General features: G+C 63.4%; 16 protein-coding genes and 1 pseudogene. 14 read left to right on the top strand and 3 right to left on the bottom strand.

Annotated elements, in window-relative coordinates; all coding sequences use genetic code 11:
- Window positions 1–18: 18 nt before the first annotated feature.
- The 5 genes from tolB (at window position 19) to ftsH (ending at window position 6873) form a co-directional block, all read left to right on the top strand.
- Complete coding sequence (tolB, locus tag AC1D2G_RS00085; RefSeq protein ID WP_245331229.1) at window positions 19–1302, top strand: Tol-Pal system beta propeller repeat protein TolB; 1284 nt, start codon at window positions 19–21, stop codon at window positions 1300–1302.
- 281 nt (window positions 1303–1583) lie between these two features.
- Window positions 1584–2090, top strand: a complete 507-nt coding sequence (gene pal / locus AC1D2G_RS00080) for a peptidoglycan-associated lipoprotein Pal (protein ID WP_095089511.1) — start codon at window positions 1584–1586, stop codon at window positions 2088–2090.
- A 224-nt stretch (window positions 2091–2314) separates the two neighbouring features.
- Window positions 2315–3388 (top strand): tol-pal system protein YbgF, encoded by a 1074-nt coding sequence (ybgF, locus tag AC1D2G_RS00075; protein ID WP_477300006.1) that lies wholly within the window; start codon window positions 2315–2317, stop codon window positions 3386–3388.
- A gap of 58 nt (window positions 3389–3446) precedes the next feature.
- Window positions 3447–4817 (top strand): tRNA lysidine(34) synthetase TilS, encoded by a 1371-nt coding sequence (gene tilS / locus AC1D2G_RS00070; protein WP_477412398.1) that lies wholly within the window; start codon window positions 3447–3449, stop codon window positions 4815–4817.
- Window positions 4818–4944: 127 nt separating this feature from the next.
- The gene (gene ftsH / locus AC1D2G_RS00065) at window positions 4945–6873 is read left to right on the top strand and encodes an ATP-dependent zinc metalloprotease FtsH (RefSeq protein WP_095089505.1); all 1929 of its coding nucleotides are present in this window, start codon (window positions 4945–4947) and stop codon (window positions 6871–6873) included.
- Between the two features lie 70 nt (window positions 6874–6943).
- Here the strand turns inward: ftsH and AC1D2G_RS00060 are convergent, their stop codons facing one another.
- Window positions 6944–7312: a winged helix-turn-helix transcriptional regulator gene (locus AC1D2G_RS00060; RefSeq protein ID WP_477300005.1), complete on the bottom strand. Its 369-nt coding sequence runs from the start codon at window positions 7310–7312 to the stop codon at window positions 6944–6946.
- 184 nt (window positions 7313–7496) lie between these two features.
- Between AC1D2G_RS00060 and AC1D2G_RS00055 the strand changes: the two genes are divergently transcribed.
- On the top strand, window positions 7497–8261 hold the full coding sequence (locus AC1D2G_RS00055; protein ID WP_477300004.1) for an SDR family oxidoreductase: 765 nt from the start codon (window positions 7497–7499) through the stop codon (window positions 8259–8261).
- Complete coding sequence (locus AC1D2G_RS00050; protein ID WP_477300003.1) at window positions 8258–9169, top strand: NAD(P)-dependent oxidoreductase; 912 nt, start codon at window positions 8258–8260, stop codon at window positions 9167–9169. Before AC1D2G_RS00055 ends, AC1D2G_RS00050 begins: the two co-directional genes overlap by 4 nt.
- Before the next feature lie 76 nt (window positions 9170–9245).
- On the opposite strand, the gene AC1D2G_RS00045 is transcribed toward AC1D2G_RS00050, so the two are convergent.
- Window positions 9246–10085, bottom strand: a complete 840-nt coding sequence (locus AC1D2G_RS00045; protein WP_477300002.1) for a hypothetical protein — start codon at window positions 10083–10085, stop codon at window positions 9246–9248.
- 368 nt (window positions 10086–10453) lie between these two features.
- Between AC1D2G_RS00045 and glmM the strand changes: the two genes are divergently transcribed.
- The 5 genes from glmM to serA all read left to right on the top strand — a co-directional run bounded on the left by glmM (window position 10454) and on the right by serA (window position 17161).
- Window positions 10454–11806 carry a phosphoglucosamine mutase gene (gene glmM, locus AC1D2G_RS00040; protein WP_184872352.1) on the top strand — a complete coding sequence of 451 codons (1353 nt, stop codon included), beginning with the start codon at window positions 10454–10456 and terminating at the stop codon, window positions 11804–11806.
- 329 nt (window positions 11807–12135) lie between these two features.
- Window positions 12136–12963 carry an outer membrane protein gene (locus AC1D2G_RS00035; RefSeq protein ID WP_477411484.1) on the top strand — a complete coding sequence of 276 codons (828 nt, stop codon included), beginning with the start codon at window positions 12136–12138 and terminating at the stop codon, window positions 12961–12963.
- Between the two features lie 298 nt (window positions 12964–13261).
- Window positions 13262–14032 (top strand): outer membrane protein, encoded by a 771-nt coding sequence (locus AC1D2G_RS00030; RefSeq protein ID WP_477300001.1) that lies wholly within the window; start codon window positions 13262–13264, stop codon window positions 14030–14032.
- Between the two features lie 203 nt (window positions 14033–14235).
- Window positions 14236–15411, top strand: a complete 1176-nt coding sequence (locus AC1D2G_RS00025; protein ID WP_477411483.1) for a phosphoserine transaminase — start codon at window positions 14236–14238, stop codon at window positions 15409–15411.
- A 151-nt stretch (window positions 15412–15562) separates the two neighbouring features.
- Entirely contained in the window at window positions 15563–17161 is a 1599-nt protein-coding gene (serA, locus tag AC1D2G_RS00020; RefSeq protein WP_095089638.1) for a phosphoglycerate dehydrogenase, read from the top strand.
- Between the two features lie 57 nt (window positions 17162–17218).
- Here serA and AC1D2G_RS00015 read toward each other — a convergent pair whose 3' ends face one another.
- Window positions 17219–18127 carry a DMT family transporter gene (locus tag AC1D2G_RS00015; protein WP_477411482.1) on the bottom strand — a complete coding sequence of 303 codons (909 nt, stop codon included), beginning with the start codon at window positions 18125–18127 and terminating at the stop codon, window positions 17219–17221.
- Between the two features lie 213 nt (window positions 18128–18340).
- Between AC1D2G_RS00015 and AC1D2G_RS00010 the strand changes: the two genes are divergently transcribed.
- Together AC1D2G_RS00010 and AC1D2G_RS00005 are read left to right on the top strand one after the other, a co-directional pair.
- Window positions 18341–19639, top strand: a complete 1299-nt coding sequence (locus tag AC1D2G_RS00010; RefSeq protein ID WP_477411481.1) for an adenylosuccinate synthase — start codon at window positions 18341–18343, stop codon at window positions 19637–19639.
- Window positions 19640–19713: 74 nt separating this feature from the next.
- Window positions 19714–20795, top strand: a pseudogene (locus AC1D2G_RS00005) (hypothetical protein); the annotation flags it as partial.

Genomic DNA, 20795 nt, shown 5'->3' with positions numbered 1-20795 from the left:
ATCCTCAAGCCGCTCCTGATGATCGCAGCTATGGCGATGGGCATGACTGCTGCCGGCACGTTGCCGGCCCTGGCGCTCGTCGAGCTCAACGTCAACAAGGGCAATGTCGAACCGCTGCCGATCGCCATCACCGACTTCCAGGGCGGCGACGCGCTTGGCGCCCAGATCTCCGAAATCGTCACCGCCGATCTGAAGCGCTCGGGACTGTTCGCGCCGATCGACAAGAGTGCCTTTATCGAGAAGATCTCCAATCCGGATGCAGCACCGCGCTTCGACGACTGGAAAGTGATCAATGCGCAGGCGCTGGTCACCGGCAGCGTCGGCAAGGAGGCTGACGGCCGCATTCGCGCCCAGTACCGGCTGTGGGACACCTTTGCCGGCCAGCAGATGTCCGGCGAGCAGTTCTTCGCCAACGATGCCAATACGAGGCGCGTCGCCCACATCATCGCCGACGCGATCTACGAACGCCTGACCGGCGAGAAGGGTTATTTCGACACCCGCGTCGTCTTCATCGACGAATCCGGCGCCAAGAATGCGCGCAAGAAGCGCCTCGCCATCATGGATCAGGACGGCGCCAACGTCCGCTATCTCTCCGACGGCAAGTCGATCGTGCTGACGCCGCGCTTCTCGCCGAACCGCCAGGAAATCACCTACATGTCCTATGAAAGCGGTCAGCCGCGGGTCTACCTGCTGCAGATCGAGACCGGCCAGCGCGAACTGGTCGGCAATTTTCCCGGCATGACCTTTGCGCCGCGCTTTTCGCCCGACGGCCAGAAGGTGATCATGAGCCTGCTGCGCGACGACGGCAATTCCAACATCTTCGCCATGGACTTGCGGAGCCGTTCGACGACGCGGTTGACCAATTCGACCGCCATCGACACCTCGCCGTCCTATTCGCCCGACGGCAGCCAGGTGGTGTTCACCTCCGATCGGGGCGGGCGCGCGCAGATCTATGTGATGGGCGCCGATGGCTCGGGCCAGAACCGCATCTCCTTCGGCGACGGCGTCTATTCGACGCCGGTGTGGTCGCCGCGCGGCGACCTCATCGCCTTCACCAAACAGACAGGCGGCGAATTCCAGATCGGCGTCATGAAGACCGATGGCTCGGGCGAGCGAATCCTGTCGTCCGGTTTCCAGCAGGAAGGGCCGACCTGGGCGCCGAACGGTCGCGTGCTGATGTTCTTCCGGGATTCCGCCGGTGGACCGAAGCTGGTCTCCGTCGACCTCACCGGCCGCAACGAACAGTCGATCCCGACGACGAATTTTGCTTCGGATCCGGCCTGGTCGCCCTTGCTCGAATAGACCAGGCTGGGTTTTCGGTCGAGCATCCGCTCGCTTCGTTGCAACTTGGCAACAATACCTCAAAAGCCCCATTTCGGGGCTTTTTTCACGCCAAGGTCGCGTTTTGGCCGCATTTCCGCCTACGGTCCGCACGCATTGTGGCGCTCTGTTCCCCTCGGGACGAGACAGCTGCGGACGGGCAGCCTAAACCAATTTTTAACCGTGTTTCTTGAATGCCGGTTAACCCAAACGTGGTTACTGGGTGATCAACGAAATCACTCGAAATGCGAAGGAGAGGCGGCATGGGCCGTATCGCAGCACTTACCAGAAACCCGGTCATGATCGCGTTGGTGGCGATGCTCGCCATCGCCGGTTGCGCCTCGAAGAAGACGCCTAACAATGCCGCCGACCTTGGCCTCAACGGCGCCGGCGCGGCAACGCCCGGCTCGGCGAAGGACTTTACCGTCAACATCGGCGACCGCATCTTCTTCGATACGGACTCGACCTCGATCCGTGCCGATGCGCAGACGACGCTTTCGCGCCAGGCGCAGTGGCTGAACCAGTACAAGCAGTATGCCATCGTCATCGAAGGCCATGCCGACGAACGCGGCACGCGCGAGTACAATCTGGCGCTCGGCGCCCGCCGCGCCGCCGCCACCCGCGACTTCCTCGTCGCCAAGGGCGTTTCGGCGAGCCGGTTGAAGACGATTTCCTACGGCAAGGAGCGTCCGGTCGCGGTGTGCGACGACATCTCCTGCTGGTCGCAGAACCGCCGCGCGGTCACCACGCTCAGCGGCGCGGGTTCCTGAGCCTTCGTGCTGCCGACCGGAGCGTCAAGGAGGCGCGACGGTCTAGCGGCAGAAATGCCACACACCTATGCGAAAGGCGGCCCCAGGGCCGCCTTTTTCATATCCGGATGCCCGAAACAAAATTTGGCCGAAGTCTCGGCTCCTGCTATGAGCCGAGGGCGCTTGGCTGGTCCCACTCTGATTGGAAGGCGCGAACAAGCTAACGAAATCACGGCGAGAGGCACATGCATTTGAGATCGGTTCTAAGCGGCACCCTTGCGCTGTTGCTCCTATCAGGCGTCACCGCCCTGGCGGGCACAGGGCAATCGACCGACAGCGGCTTTTCCTTCCATCTGCCCAGCATCGAATTGCCCGGCATTTTCGGCCAGAAGAAGAAACCGGATCAGGTCCAGCTGGTGCAGTCCGACGGTACCGCCGTGACCGGGCTGGAAGAGCAACTGCGGCAGATGAACGGCAAGATCGAGGAACTCAATTTCCAGGTCCTGCAGATGCAGGAGCAGATCCGCAAGCAGCAGGAAGACAACGAGTTCCGCTTCCAGCAGCTTGAAGGCGGCACGCAAGGCGGGCAGCCGCCGGCACAGAAGAAATCGGACGCCACCACCACGACGGATAGCAACACCGATGTGGCAGCGGCTCCGGCAACGCAGGCGCCGGCCGATGCGGGCACCGCGCCCGCCGCCGGCCAGGAGGTCATCGTCGAATCGCCCACTGGCGACCCCGGCAAGGTGATTCCCGGAACGGGAGCGCCGGAAAAGACTTTCGGCACCATCACCGTCGACAAGAACGGCAATGTCATCGATGCCGGCGGCAGCACCCAGGCGACCGCGCCGGTGCAGGACACCGCGCCAGCCAGCGGCGCTCCGGCCAAGGCCGGCAAGTCCGACGGCACGGTGGTGGCGGCATTGCCCGCCACCAACGACCCCGAGGAACTCTACCGCAACTCCTATCAGTTCATCCTCTCGGGCGACTACAGCACCGCCGAGCAGGGTTTTCGCGATCATATCTCCCGCTTCCCCAAGGATGCGAAGGCGGCGGATGCGCATTACTGGCTTGGCGAGTCCTTGCTCGGCCAGCAGAAATATCGCGACGCGGCCGAGACTTTCCTTTCCGCCAGCAAGGACTATCCCAAGGCCAAGAAAGCTCCCGACATGTTGCTGAAGCTCGGCGTTTCGCTGGTCGGCCTGAAGCAGCATGACGTGGCCTGCGCCACCTTCAGCGAGATCGGCAAGCGCTACCCCGACATCTCCGGCGCGCTCAAGGAACGCGTCAAGCAGGAAAAGGCGCTGGCGGCGTGCTGATCCTTTCCGTGCATGTCGTTGCCCCGAAACCGGGACCATCTTTGGGCGACATGCATTGATGCTCGATATCGAGCCTGACCTCTCGAAGAGCCTTTTTTCGCATATCGATTTTACCAGCGGCGCCGTGGCGGCCGTGTCCGGCGGCAGCGACTCGACCGCCCTGCTCCTCCTTCTCAAACACCATCTCGATCGCACTGCGCCGGCAACGAAGCTGCTGGCAGTGACGATCGACCACGATTTGCGGCCCGGTTCGGCAGCGGAAGCGCAGGGGATGGCGAGGCTGTGCGCCAAGCACGCCATTGCGCATCGCATCCTGACATGGTCCGGCCCCAAGCCATCGACCGGTCTGCCCGCCGCGGCCCGGGAAGCGCGTTACCGGCTGCTGGCCGAGGCGGCACTGGCGCAAGGCATCGGCCTGATCCTGACCGGCCATACCGCCGACGACCAGGCGGAAACGGTGTTGATGCGGCAGGTCCGTGATGAGGGCCGGGGCCATGCCGACACGGCAGGTCGCGGGCTTGCCGGCATGGCGCCGGCCACCTTGTATGACTGGCGCAGCTGGATCGTGCGGCCGCTTCTCGGCACGCGCCGCGCGGCCTTGCGCAACGTCCTGCGACGTCAACATGTCGACTGGGCCGACGACCCGACCAATGTCGACGAGGCGTTCGAGCGACCGCGCCTGCGCGCGACGCTAGCCGACGAGAACGGCATGCAGCGCATCGACGATGCGCTGGCGCTGGCCGCGCATGAGGGCAACGCGCGCTGGCAGCTTGGCCTGGCTGCCGCGGACCTGATCCGCCGTTTCGCGACCCAGCCGGCGGCGGGGCTCATTCGTCTTGATCCTGGCTTGCTGACCGCCGGGGAGGAGCATGCGGCCGTCTACGCACTGCGCCTTCTGCTGGCCACGACCGGCGGGATTGCCTTTCTGCCGGACCAGGCCCGCAGCGAGGCGCTGTTTGGCCGGCTGAAGGCCGGATTTCTTTGCGCCACATTGTCGCGGACGGTGGTCGATTCCCGGCGCGCCGGCATTTTCCTGCGCCGCGAGGCGCGCGGCCTGCCGCCCGCCGCCGCAGTCACCGAGGGCACCCTCTGGGATGGCCGCCGGCGCATCACATTGAACGACAGCAGCGGCGCATTGTTGATCGCCCCGTTCGGCGCAGCAGCAAAGCGGCCGCCGATCGGCGAGGGGCAATCCCCGCCAAGCCTGATGCGCGCCGCGCTCGCCGCCGAGCCGGCGCTATGGCGAGCCGGTGAATGCTTGGGTTTGCCGGGGAGCATCCGGGCCCCTGCTGTGGTCGAGGTACGGCCGGCCGTTGCCCCCTTTGCCCGCTTCCTGCCGTCCTTCGACCTGGCACCGGCGCGGGCCGTCGCCAGGCTGATTGGCGCGGCCCCGCTTCCCGCCTTGCCTTTCAGTGGCCACAGTGCCTGACGATGTTGGGCGAAAGCTTAACCCAGACCTGCTGTTCTGCTTGGCAAGGGGAGGCGCTCTCCCTATGTTAGGCGCAAGTTTCCTCTCATGACGTGTGTCCGACGCGCGGACGCCAACGGGACAATTGATGAATCCGAACTATCGCAACCTCGCGCTCTGGGCGATCATAGCGGTCTTGCTCATCGCCCTGTTCAATCTGTTCCAGACGCCGCAGACGCGAGGGGCTTCCAGCGATGTGCCTTATTCGCAGTTCCTGCAGGACGTCGCGGCCGGCCGGGTCAAGACGGTGACCATTGCGGGCGCTCGCATCACCGGCACCTACACCGACAATGCCAGCGGCTTCCAGACGTATTCGCCCGGCGATCCGTCGCTGGTCTCGCGGCTGCAGGACAAGAACGTCACCATCAATGCGCGGCCTGAGAGCGACGGTTCCAATTCGCTGTTCGGCTATCTGATCTCGTGGCTGCCGATGATCCTCATCCTCGGCGTCTGGATATTCTTCATGCGCCAGATGCAGTCCGGCTCCGGACGAGCCATGGGCTTCGGCAAGTCGAAGGCCAAGCTTTTGACCGAGGCGCATGGCCGCGTCACCTTCCAGGACGTTGCCGGCGTCGATGAAGCCAAGGAAGATCTGGAAGAGATCGTCGAGTTCCTGCGCGATCCACAGAAGTTCCAGCGGCTCGGCGGCAAGATTCCGCGCGGCGTGCTGCTTGTCGGCCCTCCTGGAACCGGCAAGACGCTGCTCGCCCGCTCGGTTGCCGGCGAAGCCAATGTGCCGTTCTTCACCATCTCCGGTTCGGACTTCGTCGAGATGTTCGTCGGCGTCGGCGCCAGCCGCGTCCGCGACATGTTCGACCAGGCCAAGAAGAACGCGCCCTGCATCATCTTCATCGACGAAATCGATGCCGTCGGCCGCCATCGCGGCGCCGGTCTCGGCGGCGGCAATGACGAGCGCGAGCAGACGCTGAACCAGCTGCTGGTCGAGATGGACGGCTTCGAGTCCAACGAAAGCATCATCCTGATCGCCGCCACCAACCGGCCCGACGTGCTCGACCCGGCGCTGCTGCGGCCGGGCCGCTTCGACCGCCAGGTGGTGGTGCCGAACCCCGACATCGTCGGCCGCGAGAAGATCCTCAAGGTGCATGTGCGCAACGTGCCTCTGGCACCCAATGTCGACCTCAAGGTCGTCGCTCGCGGTACGCCGGGCTTCTCCGGCGCCGACCTGATGAACCTCGTCAATGAATCGGCGCTGATGGCCGCGCGGCGCAACAAGCGCCTGGTGACCATGGCCGAGTTCGAGGACGCCAAGGACAAGATCATGATGGGCGCCGAGCGGCGTTCGTCGGCGATGACCCAGGCCGAAAAGGCGCTGACCGCCTATCACGAGGCCGGCCACGCCATCCTGGCGCTCAACGTGCCGTCGGCCGATCCGCTGCACAAGGCCACCATCATCCCGCGTGGCCGGGCGCTCGGCATGGTCATGCAGTTGCCGGAAGGCGACCGCTACTCGATGAGCTACAAATACATGATCTCGCGGCTCGCCATCATGATGGGCGGCCGTGTCGCCGAGGAGTTCAAGTTCGGCAAGGAAAACATCACCTCGGGCGCTTCCTCGGACATCGAGCAGGCGACCAAGCTGGCGCGCGCCATGGTCACGCGCTGGGGCTTTTCCGACAAGCTCGGCCACGTCGCCTATGGCGACAACCAGGAGGAAGTGTTCCTCGGCCATTCGGTGGCGCGTACGCAGAACGTCTCGGAAGAGACCGCGCAGATCATCGACGCTGAAGTGCGCCGCCTGATCGACGAGGCCTATTCGACGGCAAAATCCATCCTGACCAAGAAGAAGAAGGAATGGATCGCGCTGGCGGAAGGGCTGCTCGAATACGAGACGCTGTCGGGCGAAGAGATCAAGCAGTTGATCGCCGGGCAGAAGCCTTCGCGCGACCTTGGCGACGACACGCCGCCCAGCCGTGGCTCGGCGGTGCCGAAGTCCGGCGGCCGGCGCAAGAAGGGGCCGGAGCCCGAAGGTGGCATGGAACCGCAGCCGTCAAGCTGACAGGGGCCACTGATTTCAGAGAAACAAACGCCGCGGCTTCAATCCGCGGCGTTTTGCTGTTCGGCGTTGGTCACAGGCCGTGCGGCGCGAGCGCGCTTGCCTTGCCGTGGCCTTGCCCGTCGGACCGGCCGGCATGTTGCTTGCCCCATCTGGCGAGCGGTATCAGCGCATTGTCCAGCTCGATGCCGAATTCGGTGATCGAGTATTCGACCCGGGGCGGAACTTCGGGGAAGACCTCGCGGTGGACGATGCCGTCGGCCTCCATTTCGCGCAGCTGCTGGATCAACATCTTTTCACTGATGTCAGGCACCAGCCGCTTCAGTTCACCGAAGCGCGCCGGCGCCTTGTGGATCTGCCAGAGCAGCAAAGCTTTCCATTTGCCGCCGATCACCTCCAGCGCCGGTCCCAATCCGCAACTATCTGGCTGTTTCTTTCCCATATTTCATCCAATTCTGAGCAATCGGTGGGTGGCTTACATTTTTGTCGGTACTTGAGAAAACCCAAGCCGGTCCATAACTTCAAAACAGATCGCCGGCACCGGCAAACAGCACAACAACATATCGGTACCTTGCTTCGGCCTGCAAAGGCCGTCGGTGGTCGAATTTTGGCGAAAAGGATGGATCATGACACGATACGCAAGCAAGAAGGCCGTGGTGATCGGCGGAACGCACGGCATTGGGCTTGCCGTGGCGGAGGCGCTGGTCGAAGGCGGCGCCAACGTGCTGGTCACCGGCCGCGATCACCGCAACATCGAAGCCGCCCGCACGAAGTTGTTTTCGCGCGCCCATGTCGTGCAGTCGGACATCGGCGACATGGCCGATATCGTCACGCTCGGGGCGGAAGTAGGACAGAAGCTCGGCCAGATCGACTTCCTCCACATCAATGCCGGGGTTGCCAATCTCGAACCGGTGGAGCGGGTCACCGAGGACAGCTACGACCGCATCTTCAGCGTCAACACGAAAGGCGCCTTCTTCACCGCACAGCGCCTGCTGCCGCTGATCAACGATGGTGGTGCGATCGTCTTCACCTCGTCGATCGCAGATGAATCCGGCAACGGCGGAATGAGCGTCTATTCCGGGTCGAAGGCAGCACTTCGCGCTTTCGCCAAGGTCCTCGCCGCCGAGCTCCTGCCGCGCCGGATCCGCGTGAATGTGGTCAGCCCCGGCTTCATCGATACGCCGACAATGGGCGTGGCGAGCGCTTCCGCCGAGGAGCGGGCGGCCTTCATGGCGATCGGCGACGCGGTCACACCGATGAAGCGTCACGGCACCATCGATGAGGTGGCGCGTGCGGTGCTGTTCCTGGCTTTCGACGCAACCTTCACCACAGGGGCGCGGCTGACCGTCGATGGCGGCCTTGGCCAGGACCTGAGCCCCTTGCCGGCGTGACCTGGCAAACCCGAACCACGGAGAGACACAAGATGAGCGATATGACTGTAATCGGCCTTGGCGCCATGGGCACGGCTCTCACCGAGGCCTTTCTCGACAAAGGCCATGTGGTGACAGTGTGGAACCGTTCTCAAGCAAAGGCGCACGCTTTGGCGGCCAAGGGCGCTGTCGTGGCTGCCAGCGTCGAGGACGCTGTCAGGTCGAGCCCGCTGATCGTGGTCTGCCTTCTGGTCTACGACACGGTCCACGAGGCCCTTGCTCCCGCGCGGGAAGCGCTGTCTGGCCGCACACTGGTCAATCTCACCAACGGCACGCCCGAGCAGGCGCGGGCGATGTCGCAGTGGGCCCTCACGCACGGCGCCAATTATGTCGATGGCGGCATCATGGCGGTGCCGCCGATGATCGGCGGGCGGCACGCCCTGATCCTCTATAGCGGCTCCAGGCAGGGATTCGACATGCACTCGGGACAACTCGATGCGCTGGGAACCAGCAAATATCTCGGCGAGGATGCCGGCCTGGCACCGCTCCACGATATCGCGCTGCTGGCGGGCATGTATGGCCTGTTCGGGGGTGTGATGCAGGCGCTGGCGCTGACGGGTTCGGCAGGAATTCCAGCCGGCGAATTCATGCCGCTGCTGATGTCATGGCTGCAGGCGATGCAAGGTGGGTTGCCGAAATGGGCCGAGCAGATCGACGCCGGCGACCACACCAGCAATGTCGCCTCCAATCTCGGCATGCAGGCCGAGGCCTATGTCAATCTGATCGACGCCAGCAAGGCGGCGGGCATCGGCACCGAACTCATGCTGCCGATGCAAGGCCTGATGAAGCGCGGCGTGGCGGCCGGCAAGGCCAACGCCGATCTCACCAGCCTGGTCGAGCTTCTGCGGTCAGCGAAACAGGTCGATTGAGACTGCTTGAAGGCAACAAAAAGGCCCGCGAAGCTGACGCCTCGCGGGCCTTTGTGTTTGTCTGGCTATGCGGCGCTCAGGTCTTCAGCTTGGCGTTGCAGAGGCTGTAGAAGCCGCCGCCCTTCTGGATCCACTTGAGGCCGCCAAGCGCGTTTGCGTCCTTGAGGGCATAGTACTGGTCGAGACAGGTATGCATGCGGCCCTTTCCGGGGGTCTCGCTGGCGTATTTCGGCGAGATCGCCGACGGGAAAGTGACGCCCTTCGGCGCAGCCGTCGTCGGCTTTGCCGGCTCTTTGGTGTAGTTTGCCTCACTCGGAGCCGGCACCGTGTCGTCATCCGACGCGGCGGCACCGCATTCGGTCTTGCGGAAGTCGTTCCACTTCATGCCTTTCAGCGTGTTGGCCGTCTTGGCAGCCTGATACTTGGTGCTGCATTCAGCCATGGTCAGACCCTTGCTGTCGGCGGGAGCCGCGGCAGCCTTGGTGGTTGCCGGCTTGGTGTCGGCGGCGGCAGACGCGCCGGCGGCGCATTCGGCCTTGCGGAAGTCGTTCCACTTCATGCCGTTCAGCGTGCCGGCAGCCTTCGCCGCCTGGTACTTGGCGCTGCATTCCTTGGCCGTCAGACCCTTGGCGGTGCTGTCTGTTGCCGCGGCGGTGGTCGTTTTGGCTGCCTTGGCCGGCTTCGTTTCAGCTGCCTTCTTGGTGTCGGCTGGCTTGGTATCGGTGGTCGCGGCGGCATCGGGGCCGCACTGCGCCTTGCGGAACTGGTTCCAGGTCGCCCCGGCGAGTGTCCCCGCGTCCTTGGCGGCGTTATACTTCGTGCTGCACTCGGCCATCGTCAGCGCGTTGGCTGGCGAAGCCAGGAACAAGGTCGCGACGGCGAGGCCGGTCAAAGTGGCAAGTCGGTGGATGAGCATAGCGTTTCTCCGTTGCAGCAGCCCATGATATGTCCCTGCAAATCAATAACGCTCAACGGTCGGTTGCGCCAGATGCTAAGTGGCGTATATACCGCCCAAAGCTGGCTCCTCCCGACAAGGTGATGAAATTGTTGCCTGTTGCTGGATTGCGAGCAAGATTTTTCCAGGTGCATCCGCGCTGAAATGCTCGCATGACTGGTATATTGCAGCGTGGCAGTCTCAGCAATTGGGTTGCAGTCATGTTGTGTGCAGTGCACAACAATGATTTTCTAAGGATTGGTAACATACAATCACACAATGTGATCATGGCGCCCTGGCCAATTGTGGCATGACGTGCCAGCAAAGAACTGTCGAGGAATCTGGTAAGCATGGCAGGGAATTATTTCGGCACGGACGGCATTCGCGGGCGCGCCAACAAATTTCCGATGACCGCTGAAATCGCGATGCGGGTCGGCATGGCCGCCGGCCTCTCGTTCCAGCGCGGCAGTCATCGTCATCGCGTCGTGCTCGGCAAGGATACCAGGCTTTCGGGTTACATGATCGAGAATGCGATGGTGTCCGGCCTGTGCGCCGCCGGCATGGACGTGTTCCTGCTCGGCCCGATCCCGACGCCTGCGGTCGCCATGCTGGTGCGTTCGCTGCGCGCCGATATCGGCGTCATGATATCCGCCTCGCACAATCCCTACTACGACAACGGCATCAAGCTGTTCGGCCCCGACGGCTACAAGCTCTCCGACGAGATCGAAGAGCGTATCGAGGGCATGCTCGACAAGGACATCGAACTGACGCTCGCCGATTCCGACGGGCTTGGCCGCGCCAAGCGCGTCGACGGCGTGCATGACCGCTACATCGAATTCGCCAAACGCACCTTGCCGCGCTCGATGTCGCTTTCGGGCCTCAGGATCGTCGTCGACTGCGCCAACGGCGCCGCCTACAAGGTGGCGCCCGAGGCACTGTGGGAGCTGGGTGCCGAAGTCGTCGCCATCAATGTCGAACCCAACGGCTTCAACATCAACAAGGAATGCGGTTCGACCCATCCCGCGGGCCTGCAGAAGAAAGTGCACGAAGTGCGCGCCGACATCGGCATCGCGCTCGACGGCGATGCCGACCGTGTGGTCATTGTCGATGAGAACGGGGCGATCGTCGATGGCGATCAGATCATGGCACTGATCGCCGAATCCTGGCACCAGAGCGGGCGGCTTGCCGGCGGCGGCGTCGTGTCGACGGTCATGTCCAATCTCGGGCTCGAGCGTTTCCTCGGCGACATGAAGCTGCAATTGCACCGCACCAAGGTCGGCGACCGCTATGTCGTGGAGCATATGCGCGCGCATGGGCTCAATGTCGGCGGCGAACAGTCGGGCCATATCGTGCTGTCGGATTTCTCGACCACCGGCGACGGCCTGGTTTCGGCGCTGCAGGTGCTGGCCTGCATCAAACGGCAGGGTCGGCCGGTCAGCGAGCTGTCGAAGAAATTCGAACCTGTGCCGCAGCTTCTGAAGAACGTCCATATTTCCGGCGGCAAGCCCCTCGAGGAAGCGCCCGTCAAGGCAGCCATCGAGGACGCCCGTCACCGCCTGGGCAAGGCCGGGCGGTTGGTCATCCGGCCATCCGGCACCGAGCCGCTGATCCGCGTCATGGCCGAGGGCGACGACCCGCAACTGGTCGAGGCGGTCGTCAACGACATCGTCGAAGTCATCTCGGAAACACGCAGCGCCGCCTGATCCCTAGCGCGCCCGAAGGGCGTCGCGCCTAGCGCGCCCGAAGGGCGTCGCGCCTAGCGCGCCCGAAGGGCGTCGCGCCTAGCGCGCCCGAAGGGCGTCGCGCCTCAGCATATCCACCCGCAAAAAAGGCCCGCCCTTCCGGCGGGCTTTTTGTTGGCCAGCAGTCGCTCCCGGTCTCGAAAGTCGCGCCCCGATTCCTCGAAGTGTAGAGATTCGTGGTTAAGCAACAGGGTTAAACGCCTTTTAACCTTTGCAATTCATTATCCACGACTGAAAGCAATCGCATTTCGGACACGATCGCCGTTCCGAACTTCCTAGGGGTGACAAGCATGTTCAATACAGCAAGAAAGGCCCTGCTCGCTGCGCTGTTCGCGGGGCTGACCGGGCCGGTTTTCGCAGCCGACCTCCCGGTGGTCGAAGAGGCTCCGCCGCCGGTCTACGAGCAGCCGGCCGATATTGGCGGCTGGTATATTCGCGGCGATATCGACTATCACAAGTCGGATGTGCGCGGCGTCGACTACATGACTTACTCCATCGATCCCTGTAATTGCCTGATCACACCCGGCAACAAGAGCTTCGATTTCGCCAATCTCAAGGGCGGTTTCTCGCTCGGCGGCGGTGTTGGTTACAAGGTCAATGATTACTTCCGCACGGACTTGACTGCCGACTACTGGTTCAAGTCGAACTTCGACGGCGGCACTTCGGATGCCGTCTCGACATCGACCGAAGAGTCAAAGATGAGCGCCTTGCTCCTGCTGGCAAACGCCTATGCCGATCTCGGCACATATCATGGCATCACGCCCTATGTCGGCGCCGGCATCGGCGGCGCGCATGTCAAATGGGATGATCTCAGGGACCCGAACACCACCGAGTTCAACCCCGGCTCGTCCAACTGGCGCTTCGCCTACGCTCTGATGGCCGGTGCTTCCTACTGCCTGACCGACAAGATCATCCTTGATGCCGGTTATCGCTACAGCCACATCCAGGGCGGTCGCATGTTCGAATGGGACGCAAGCAGCGCCGGCCCCGGCTTCGACGGCGGCATCAACACCCACGAGGTGCGCGGTGGCCTGCGCTATCAGTTCGGCGGGAACAACGGTTGCGCGGCGCCGGTGGTTGCCTATCAGCCCGAACCCGAGCCGGTCTACACCAAGTAACGCCAGCATTCCCAGCAAGTTCGCGAACCGCCCGGCATCGACCGGGCGGTTTTCGTTTGAGCGGTTCTGCGTTTCATGGAAACGCAGAACCGCTCAATCTCTTTGTCTTGACGCAATCCGTTTGACACTTTTCCTGGAATTGCTCGTGGGTCGCCTGCAATGAAAGTTTCCGCCGGAAATGAATTTGCTAACGCTCTGTTAGCCTTAACCGGCACTTAACCACTATGGTTAACAATGCTTCCTGAAACGATGGCTGCCGTTGCAATAGCTGGCGGCGCCAAATTCGGGAGTCGGGTCCATGACAGTTACTTCGCGTATAGCGCTGGCGCTCGGCGCACTTGCCCTTATGCCGCTGACGCCCACGCTCGCCGCCGACTATGATCCGCCGATCTACGTCGACCAGGCGCCGGACTATGTGCCCGTCGAGGTCGGCTCGGGCTGGTATCTGCGCGGCGATGTCTCCTATCTGGTGCAGAAGAGCTTCGAAAATGAGGATTTCACCTTCACGCCGGCGAGCTACGACGACAAGGAAGATCCCATCTTTGTCAGCATCGGCTTTGGCTACCATTTCAACGACTATCTGCGTGCAGATCTCAATCTCGGCTACCTGCCCGGCAACAAGATCAGCGTCGGCTATGACAATTCAGCGATCGTGACGCCGCCGGTAGAGTCGACCGTGGCATCGGCATCGCTGAAGAACTACGCCTTCTCTGGCATGCTCAACGGTTATGTCGACCTTGGTACCTATGTCGGGATCACGCCCTACCTCGGCGCCGGTATCGGCGTTGTCCGCAGCACGCGCAAGCTTTCGGCTAGCTTCATCGACAACAATGACCCGACCAGCGAGTTGATCCAGCAGGACGACCAGACCAAGTACTCGCTGGCTTACACGTTGAATGCGGGCCTTGCCTATCAGGTGTCGAAGAACGTTTCCGTCGATCTGGGCTATCAGTATTTTTCCGCCCCCGACGCCGAATATGTGACTGCCGAAAGCCTGACCTCCTTCCCGGTCCACAAGGGGATCAGCAATCACCAGCTCAAGCTCGGGCTACGCTACGATCTCTGGTAGCAGGCTCGGTACACATCAAAACACCGGCGGCGGATCTTCGGATCTGCCGTTTGCGTTCGAGGTCGCGACATCCTGATCACGGATCGCCGGTATCCTGCCAACGACAAAAACTTTCCTCTTGACGCCCGAAGCCTGAACGCATATCGCCGTCCGTGGGCCACCCCTCCCCAACGAGGGGCCACTATCTGGAAGGATAGACCACGATGACGACACATACGAAGCCCGGACTCCGTCCGGCAAATCCCAATTTCTCCTCAGGTCCCTGCGCAAAACGCCCCGGCTGGTCGGTCGAGGCGCTGAAAGCTGCTGCGCTCGGCCGTTCGCACCGCGCCAAGATCGGCAAGGCCAAGCTCGAACAGGCGATCGAGCTGACGCGGGAAATTCTCCAGGTTCCGGCGGACTACCGCATCGGCATCGTGCCGGCGTCGGACACCGGCGCGGTCGAGATGGCGCTGTGGTCACTGCTCGGCGAGCGCGGCGTCGACATGGTCGCCTGGGAGAGCTTCGGCTCCGGCTGGGTCACCGATGTGGTCAAGCAGCTCAGGCTTGCCGACGTGCGCAAGATCGAGGCCGGCTACGGCCAATTGCCCGACCTGGCGAAGATCGACTTCGATCGCGATGTGGTCTTCACATGGAACGGCACCACGTCGGGCGTGCGGGTGCCTAACGGCGATTTCATTCCCGCGGATCGCAAGGGCCTGACCATCTGCGACGCGACTTCGGCCGCCTTTGCGCAAAGGCTCGACTTCCACAAGCTGGATGTCGTCACCTTCTCCTGGCAGAAGGTGCTGGGCGGCGAGGGCGCGCATGGCATGCTGATCCTGTCGCCTCGCGCCGTCGAGCGGCTGGAGACCTACAAGCCGGCCTGGCCGCTGCCGAAGATCTTCCGCCTGACCTCGGGCGGCAAGCTTATCGAAGGCATCTTCAAGGGCGAGACCATCAACACGCCGTCGATGCTGTGCGTCGAGGATTATCTCGACGCGCTTCACTGGGCGAAGTCGATCGGCGGCCTCGAGGCACTGATCGCCAGAGCCGATGCCAATGCCGCCGTCATCGATCGCTTTGTCGGCAAGTCCTCATGGCTCGGTCATCTCGCCGTCGAACCGGCGACGCGGTCGAACACCTCGGTCTGCCTGTCCTTCACCGACCCGGACGTGTCCGCGCTCGACGCCGACGGGCAGGCGGCTTTCGCCAAGGGGCTGGTCTCAGTGCTCGACAAGGAAGGTGCCGCCTATGACATCGGCGCCTATCGCGACGCACCGCCCGGCCTGCGCATCTGGTGCGGCGCGACGGTGGAGACCGCCGATCTCGAAGCGCTGCTGTCCTGGCTCGACTGGGCCTTTGCCGCGCAAAAGGCCTCGCTCAAGGTCGCGGCTTGACTCCGAAGGGCTGGGTGGGGTCGCCTCCACCCGGCTCAACGATCCAACATCCAGAAGATCAGGCCATCCGGCCAGAAGGACCCCATCCCGGCGCTTACGCGCCGACCCTCCCCTCAAGGTGGAGGGACGCCAATCGCAAAGGATCAAATCCATGCCTCGCGTTCTCGTCTCAGACAAACTTTCTCCCACCGCCGTGCAGATCTTCAAGGATCGCGGCGTCGAGGTCGACTATCTGCCCGACCTCGGCAAGGACAAGGAAAAGCTCGCCGAAGTGATCGGCCAGTACGATGGCCTCGCCATCCGCTCGGCGACCAAGGTCACCGAAAAGCTGATCAATGCCGCCACCAATCTCAAGGTCATCGGCCGCGCCGGCATCGGCGTCGACAATGTCGATATCCCGGCGGCGAGCCGCAAGGGCATCATCGTGATGAACACGCCCTTCGGCAATTCGATCACCACCGCCGAACATGCGGTGGCGATGATCTTCGCGTTGGCGCGCCAGATCCCGGAAGCCAACGCCTCGACCCATGCCGGCAAATGGGAAAAGAACCGCTTCATGGGCGTCGAGATCACCGGCAAGACGCTGGGCATCATTGGCTGCGGCAACATCGGCTCGATCGTCGCCACGCGCGGCGTCGGCCTCAAGATGCATGTCATTGCCTTCGACCCGTTCCTGTCGGACAAGCGGGCCGAAGAGCTTGGCGTCGACAAGGTCGAGCTGGATGAGCTTTTCGCCCGCGCCGACTTCATCACGCTGCACACGCCGCTGACCGACAAGACGCGCAACATCATCGACGCCGCCGCGATCGCCAAGATGAAGAACGGCGTGCGCATCATCAACTGCGCGCGTGGCGGGCTGGTCGTCGAAGCCGACCTGATCGCGGCGCTGAAGAGCGGCAAGGTGGCTGGTGTCGGCATCGACGTTTTCGAGGTCGAGCCGGCCGAGCAGAACGCGTTGTTCGGCATGGAGAATGTGGTTGCAACGCCGCATCTCGGCGCCTCGACGGCGGAAGCGCAGGAGAATGTCGCGCTGCAAGTCGCCGAGCAGATGGCCGACTACCTGATCAAGGGCGCCGTCTCCAACGCCATCAACATGCCGTCGATCACCGCCGAGGAGGCGCCGCGGCTGAAGCCCTTCGTCAAGCTCGCCGAAGTGCTCGGCGCCTTTGTCGGCCAGGTCACCGAAGACCCGATCACGGAGGTCGAGATCCTGTTCGACGGCTCGACCGCGACGATGAACACGCGCGCGCTGATTAGCGCCACCCTTGCCGGGTTGATCCGGCCGCAGGTCTCCGACGTCAACATGGTGTCGGCGCCGATCATGGTGAAGGAGCGCGGCATCATCGTTGCCGAGGTCAAGCGCGACAAGTCCGGCGTGTTCGACGGCTACATCAAGCTGACGGTCAAGACCGAGCACAAGACCCGCTCGATCGCCGGAACCTGCTTCTCCGATGGCAAGCCGCGCTTCATCCAGATCAAGGGCATCAATCTCGACGCCGAGGTCGGCCAGCACATGCTCTACACGACCAATGCCGACGCGCCGGGCATCATCGGCCTGCTTGGAACGGTGTGCGGCGAGAACGGCGTCAACATCGCCAATTTCCAGCTTGGCCGCAACCGGCCGGGCGGCGATGCCATCGCGCTGCTCTACCTCGATGCGCCGTTCCCGGAAAACGTGCTGGAGCAGGTCAAGGCGCACAAGTCGATCGACTCGGCCAAGCGGCTGCACTTCGACGTCAACGCGATGTGACGCCGCGACCTGTTGCGAAAGATCGAAAGGCGCGGCTGGTCCGCGCCTTTCGTCTGTTCAGCGTGTTCTGGCTGACCCCAGCGCTGCCTTGCGCCCGCTGTATTCGGCAAGCCCGATGCCGCCCACCACAAGCACCAGAGCCAGCGCCTGGTAGAGTTGGAATGTCTCGCCGACGATCAGCACCGAAAGCAGCGTGCCGAAGATCGGTACCAGGTTGATGAACAGGCCGGCGCGGTTGGCGCCGATCAGTTCGTTGCCCCTGATGTAGAAGATCTGCGAGATGGCCGAGGCGCCGACCGCGGTATAGACAATGACCAGCCAGCCGCGCGCGTCGGGCACGATGACCTTGCCGGCGGCGATCTCCCACACGAAGAAGGGCAGCGAGGTGACAAGTGCGGCAACCGACAGGGCCAGCATCAGGCTCTGCCAGTGCATCACCGGCTTCAGCCGCAGCCCGACCGAATAGCCGCTGTAGAGAAACACCGCGACCAGCATGATGGCGTCGCCGAAATTGAGCTCCAGCGTCAACAGCCGGCGCGGGTCGCCGTGGCATGCGGTCAGGACCACGCCGGCGATGGTCAGCACGACGCCGACAATCTGCGCCCAGTTCACGCGCAAGCGGAAGAAGACGAAATTGGCGACGATGATCAGGATCGGCATCGCCGCCTGTTCGATCGAGACGTTGATCGCCGTCGTGTAGTTGAGCGCCGTGTAGAAGATCGTGTTGAACAAGGTGAAGCCGCTGGCGCCAAGGGCCGCCAGCACGAGCCAGTGCTTGCGCACCACCGGCCAGTCCTTGCGGATCGTCTGAAGGCCGATCGGCAGCAAGATCGCCACGGCCAGCACCCAGCGCAGGAAGACGAGTGTCATCGGCGAGACGTGATCGACCGCCAGCTTGCCGGCCACCGAGTTGCCGCCCCACAGCAAGGTGGTGAGCAACAGAAATATGTAGGCGCGTCGATGCATGGCGGGATTCCGGCCGCCAGAGGTGAGCTGCGGTGTTTGCCGGCCTATTGCCCCCGTCTGCCCAAGTAAATGATGTCAAAGCCGAAAATTGTTGTGCCTCAGCGCAATTTTGGCGGCAAAGAAAGGTCGCGCTCACGAGGTCTTGACGTTATAGAGGCCTGTCGTTTCGAACCATATTCAAGCCGCTTGGCGGCGTCTCAAGGGAAAAGAAACATGGCCAATGTGGTGGTCGTCGGCTCGCAGTGGGGCGACGAAGGCAAGGGCAAGATCGTCGACTGGCTGTCGGAGCGCGCCGATGTCGTGGTGCGCTTTCAAGGTGGCCACAATGCCGGCCACACGCTGGTCGTCGACGGCAAGGTCTACAAATTATCGTTGCTTCCGTCCGGGGTCGTGCGCCAGGGAAAGCTGTCCATCATCGGCAATGGCGTCGTTTTCGACCCGCATGCTTTCGTCGCCGAAGTGGCGAAGCTCAAGGCGCAAGGCGTCGAAGTGGCGCCGGATCGCCTGAAAATAGCCGAAAACACAGCGCTTATCCTGTCGCTGCATCGGGAGCTGGATGGATTCCGCGAGGACGCCGCCTCCAATTCCGGAACGAAGATTGGCACGACCCGTCGTGGCATCGGCCCGGCCTATGAAGACAAGGTCGGCCGGCGCGCGGTCAGGGTGATGGATTTGGCGGATTTGGAAACGCTGCCCTTGAAGGTCGACAGGCTGCTGACGCACCACAATGCGCTGCGTCGCGGACTTGGCCATGCCGAAGTCACGCATGAAGCGATCATGCATGAGCTGACCTCGGTCGCGGCCGAGATCCTGCCCTACATGGACCGGGTCTGGAAAATCCTGGACGACAAGCGCCGCGCTGGCGAACGCATCCTGTTCGAGGGCGCGCAAGGCACGTTGCTCGATATCGACCACGGCACCTATCCGTTCGTCACCTCGTCGAACACGGTCGCCGGGCAGGCGGCCGCCGGCTCTGGCGTCGGCCCGGGCGCCATCGGCTATGTGCTCGGCATCACCAAGGCCTACACGACGCGCGTCGGCGAAGGCCCGTTCCCGACCGAGCAGAAGAACGAGATCGGCGAGTTCCTCGGCACGCGCGGCCATGAATTCGGTGTCGTCACCGGCCGCAAGCGCCGCTGCGGCTGGTTCGACGCGGTGCTGGTGCGCCAGGCCGTCGCCGTCAACGGCATCAAGGGCATTGCGCTGACCAAGCTCGACGTGCTCGACGGGCTGGACGAGATCAAGGTCTGCACCGGCTACCGTCTCGACGGCGAGATGATCGACTATCTGCCGGCCAGCCAGGGCGCGCAGGCACGCGTCGAACCGGTCTACGAGACCCTGGAGGGCTGGAAGGGCACCACCGCCGGCGCACGCAGCTGGAACGATCTTCCGGCCCAGGCGGTCAAATATGTCCGCTACATCGAGGAGCTGATCGGCGCCCCGGTCGCGCTCCTGTCCACCAGCCCGGAACGGGATGACACGATACTTGTGACCGATCCGTTTCAAGACTAGTTTCTCAGCCTTTCCGGGCATCGCGGCCGATTTGCGGGGGCCGGCCCGGGAGCAAAATACAGGTCGACCGAAGCATGGCAGATTTCGTTTCTGTTCTGAAAAGGCAGCTCGACAAGCACGGCGAGCCGGGACTCGATACGCGCAAGCGGATCTATGACGGTGCGCGTACCGCACTCGAAAAGAGGCTTGCGGAATTTTCGCCGCCGCTGTCCGCCGAGGTCATAGCCAAGCAGAAGCGCTCCCTGGAAGACGCTGTCGCGAGTGTCGAGCGGGACTACGCCAAGAGCGCGCCGGACACTGATCCGCTTGCGGAGCTGGAACACATCTTTTCCTCGATCGACCGCAACAAGAACCAGCCGAGCCATGCACGGCAACCGACGAAGGAAGAACCAACCTGGCCGGCACCGCCCGCGGCCAAACCGGAACCTTATCGACCGGCGCCACCACCTGCCGCCAAGGTCGAGCCAAGCTRGCAAAAGCCGACGCCAGCGCCTGCTCGCACAGAAACGCCCCTTCCGGGGATGGACAGCGAGGAGGCCGAGGACGACGGGGTCGATGTCTTTTCAAGCAACGAAGAGCCGGTGTCGGACACTTTCCAGCGCCTGAGGCCCGCCGAACGCAGGCGCAGCTATGGCGGCTTGATCGCTGTCGTCGTCGCCTTGCTGGTCGTTGCCGGTGGTGGCTATGGCATCTGGCTGAACAAGGACGCCTTCGGCAAGATGCTGGGGCTCGACGGCAGCACCAAGGTCGTGAAGACGGAACCGGTGAAGCCGGCGCCGGCCAAGCCGGCAACAGATGCCGCGGCAGCGCCGCCAGCACCCGCGGCCGGCGGCACCGAAAGCGAAGCCCCGAAATTCACCCAGCGGCTGACGCCGCAGGGCAGCGAAGTCGACCCCGGCCCGGCCGGCGGACAGAGCGGCATCGGCGAAGGCGAATCGGTCGCCGCACTGACCACGCCGCCCTCGGCGACGAACGCGCCAGCGGTTTCTGCACCGGCTGCCGCCACTCCGCCCGCGGCCGCACCCGCCACAACGCCGCCACCGGGTACGGCACCGGCGACGCCTCCTGCAGCGGAGGCCGCACCTGCGGCGACCGCTGCAGCCGCCACTCCGCCGCCAGCCCCAGCAGGCGCAACGCCGCCAGCATCGGCAGGCGC

Source organism: Mesorhizobium sp. P2_C7, assembly GCF_056404515.1.
This window is presented reverse-complemented; position numbering and strand designations above follow the sequence as displayed.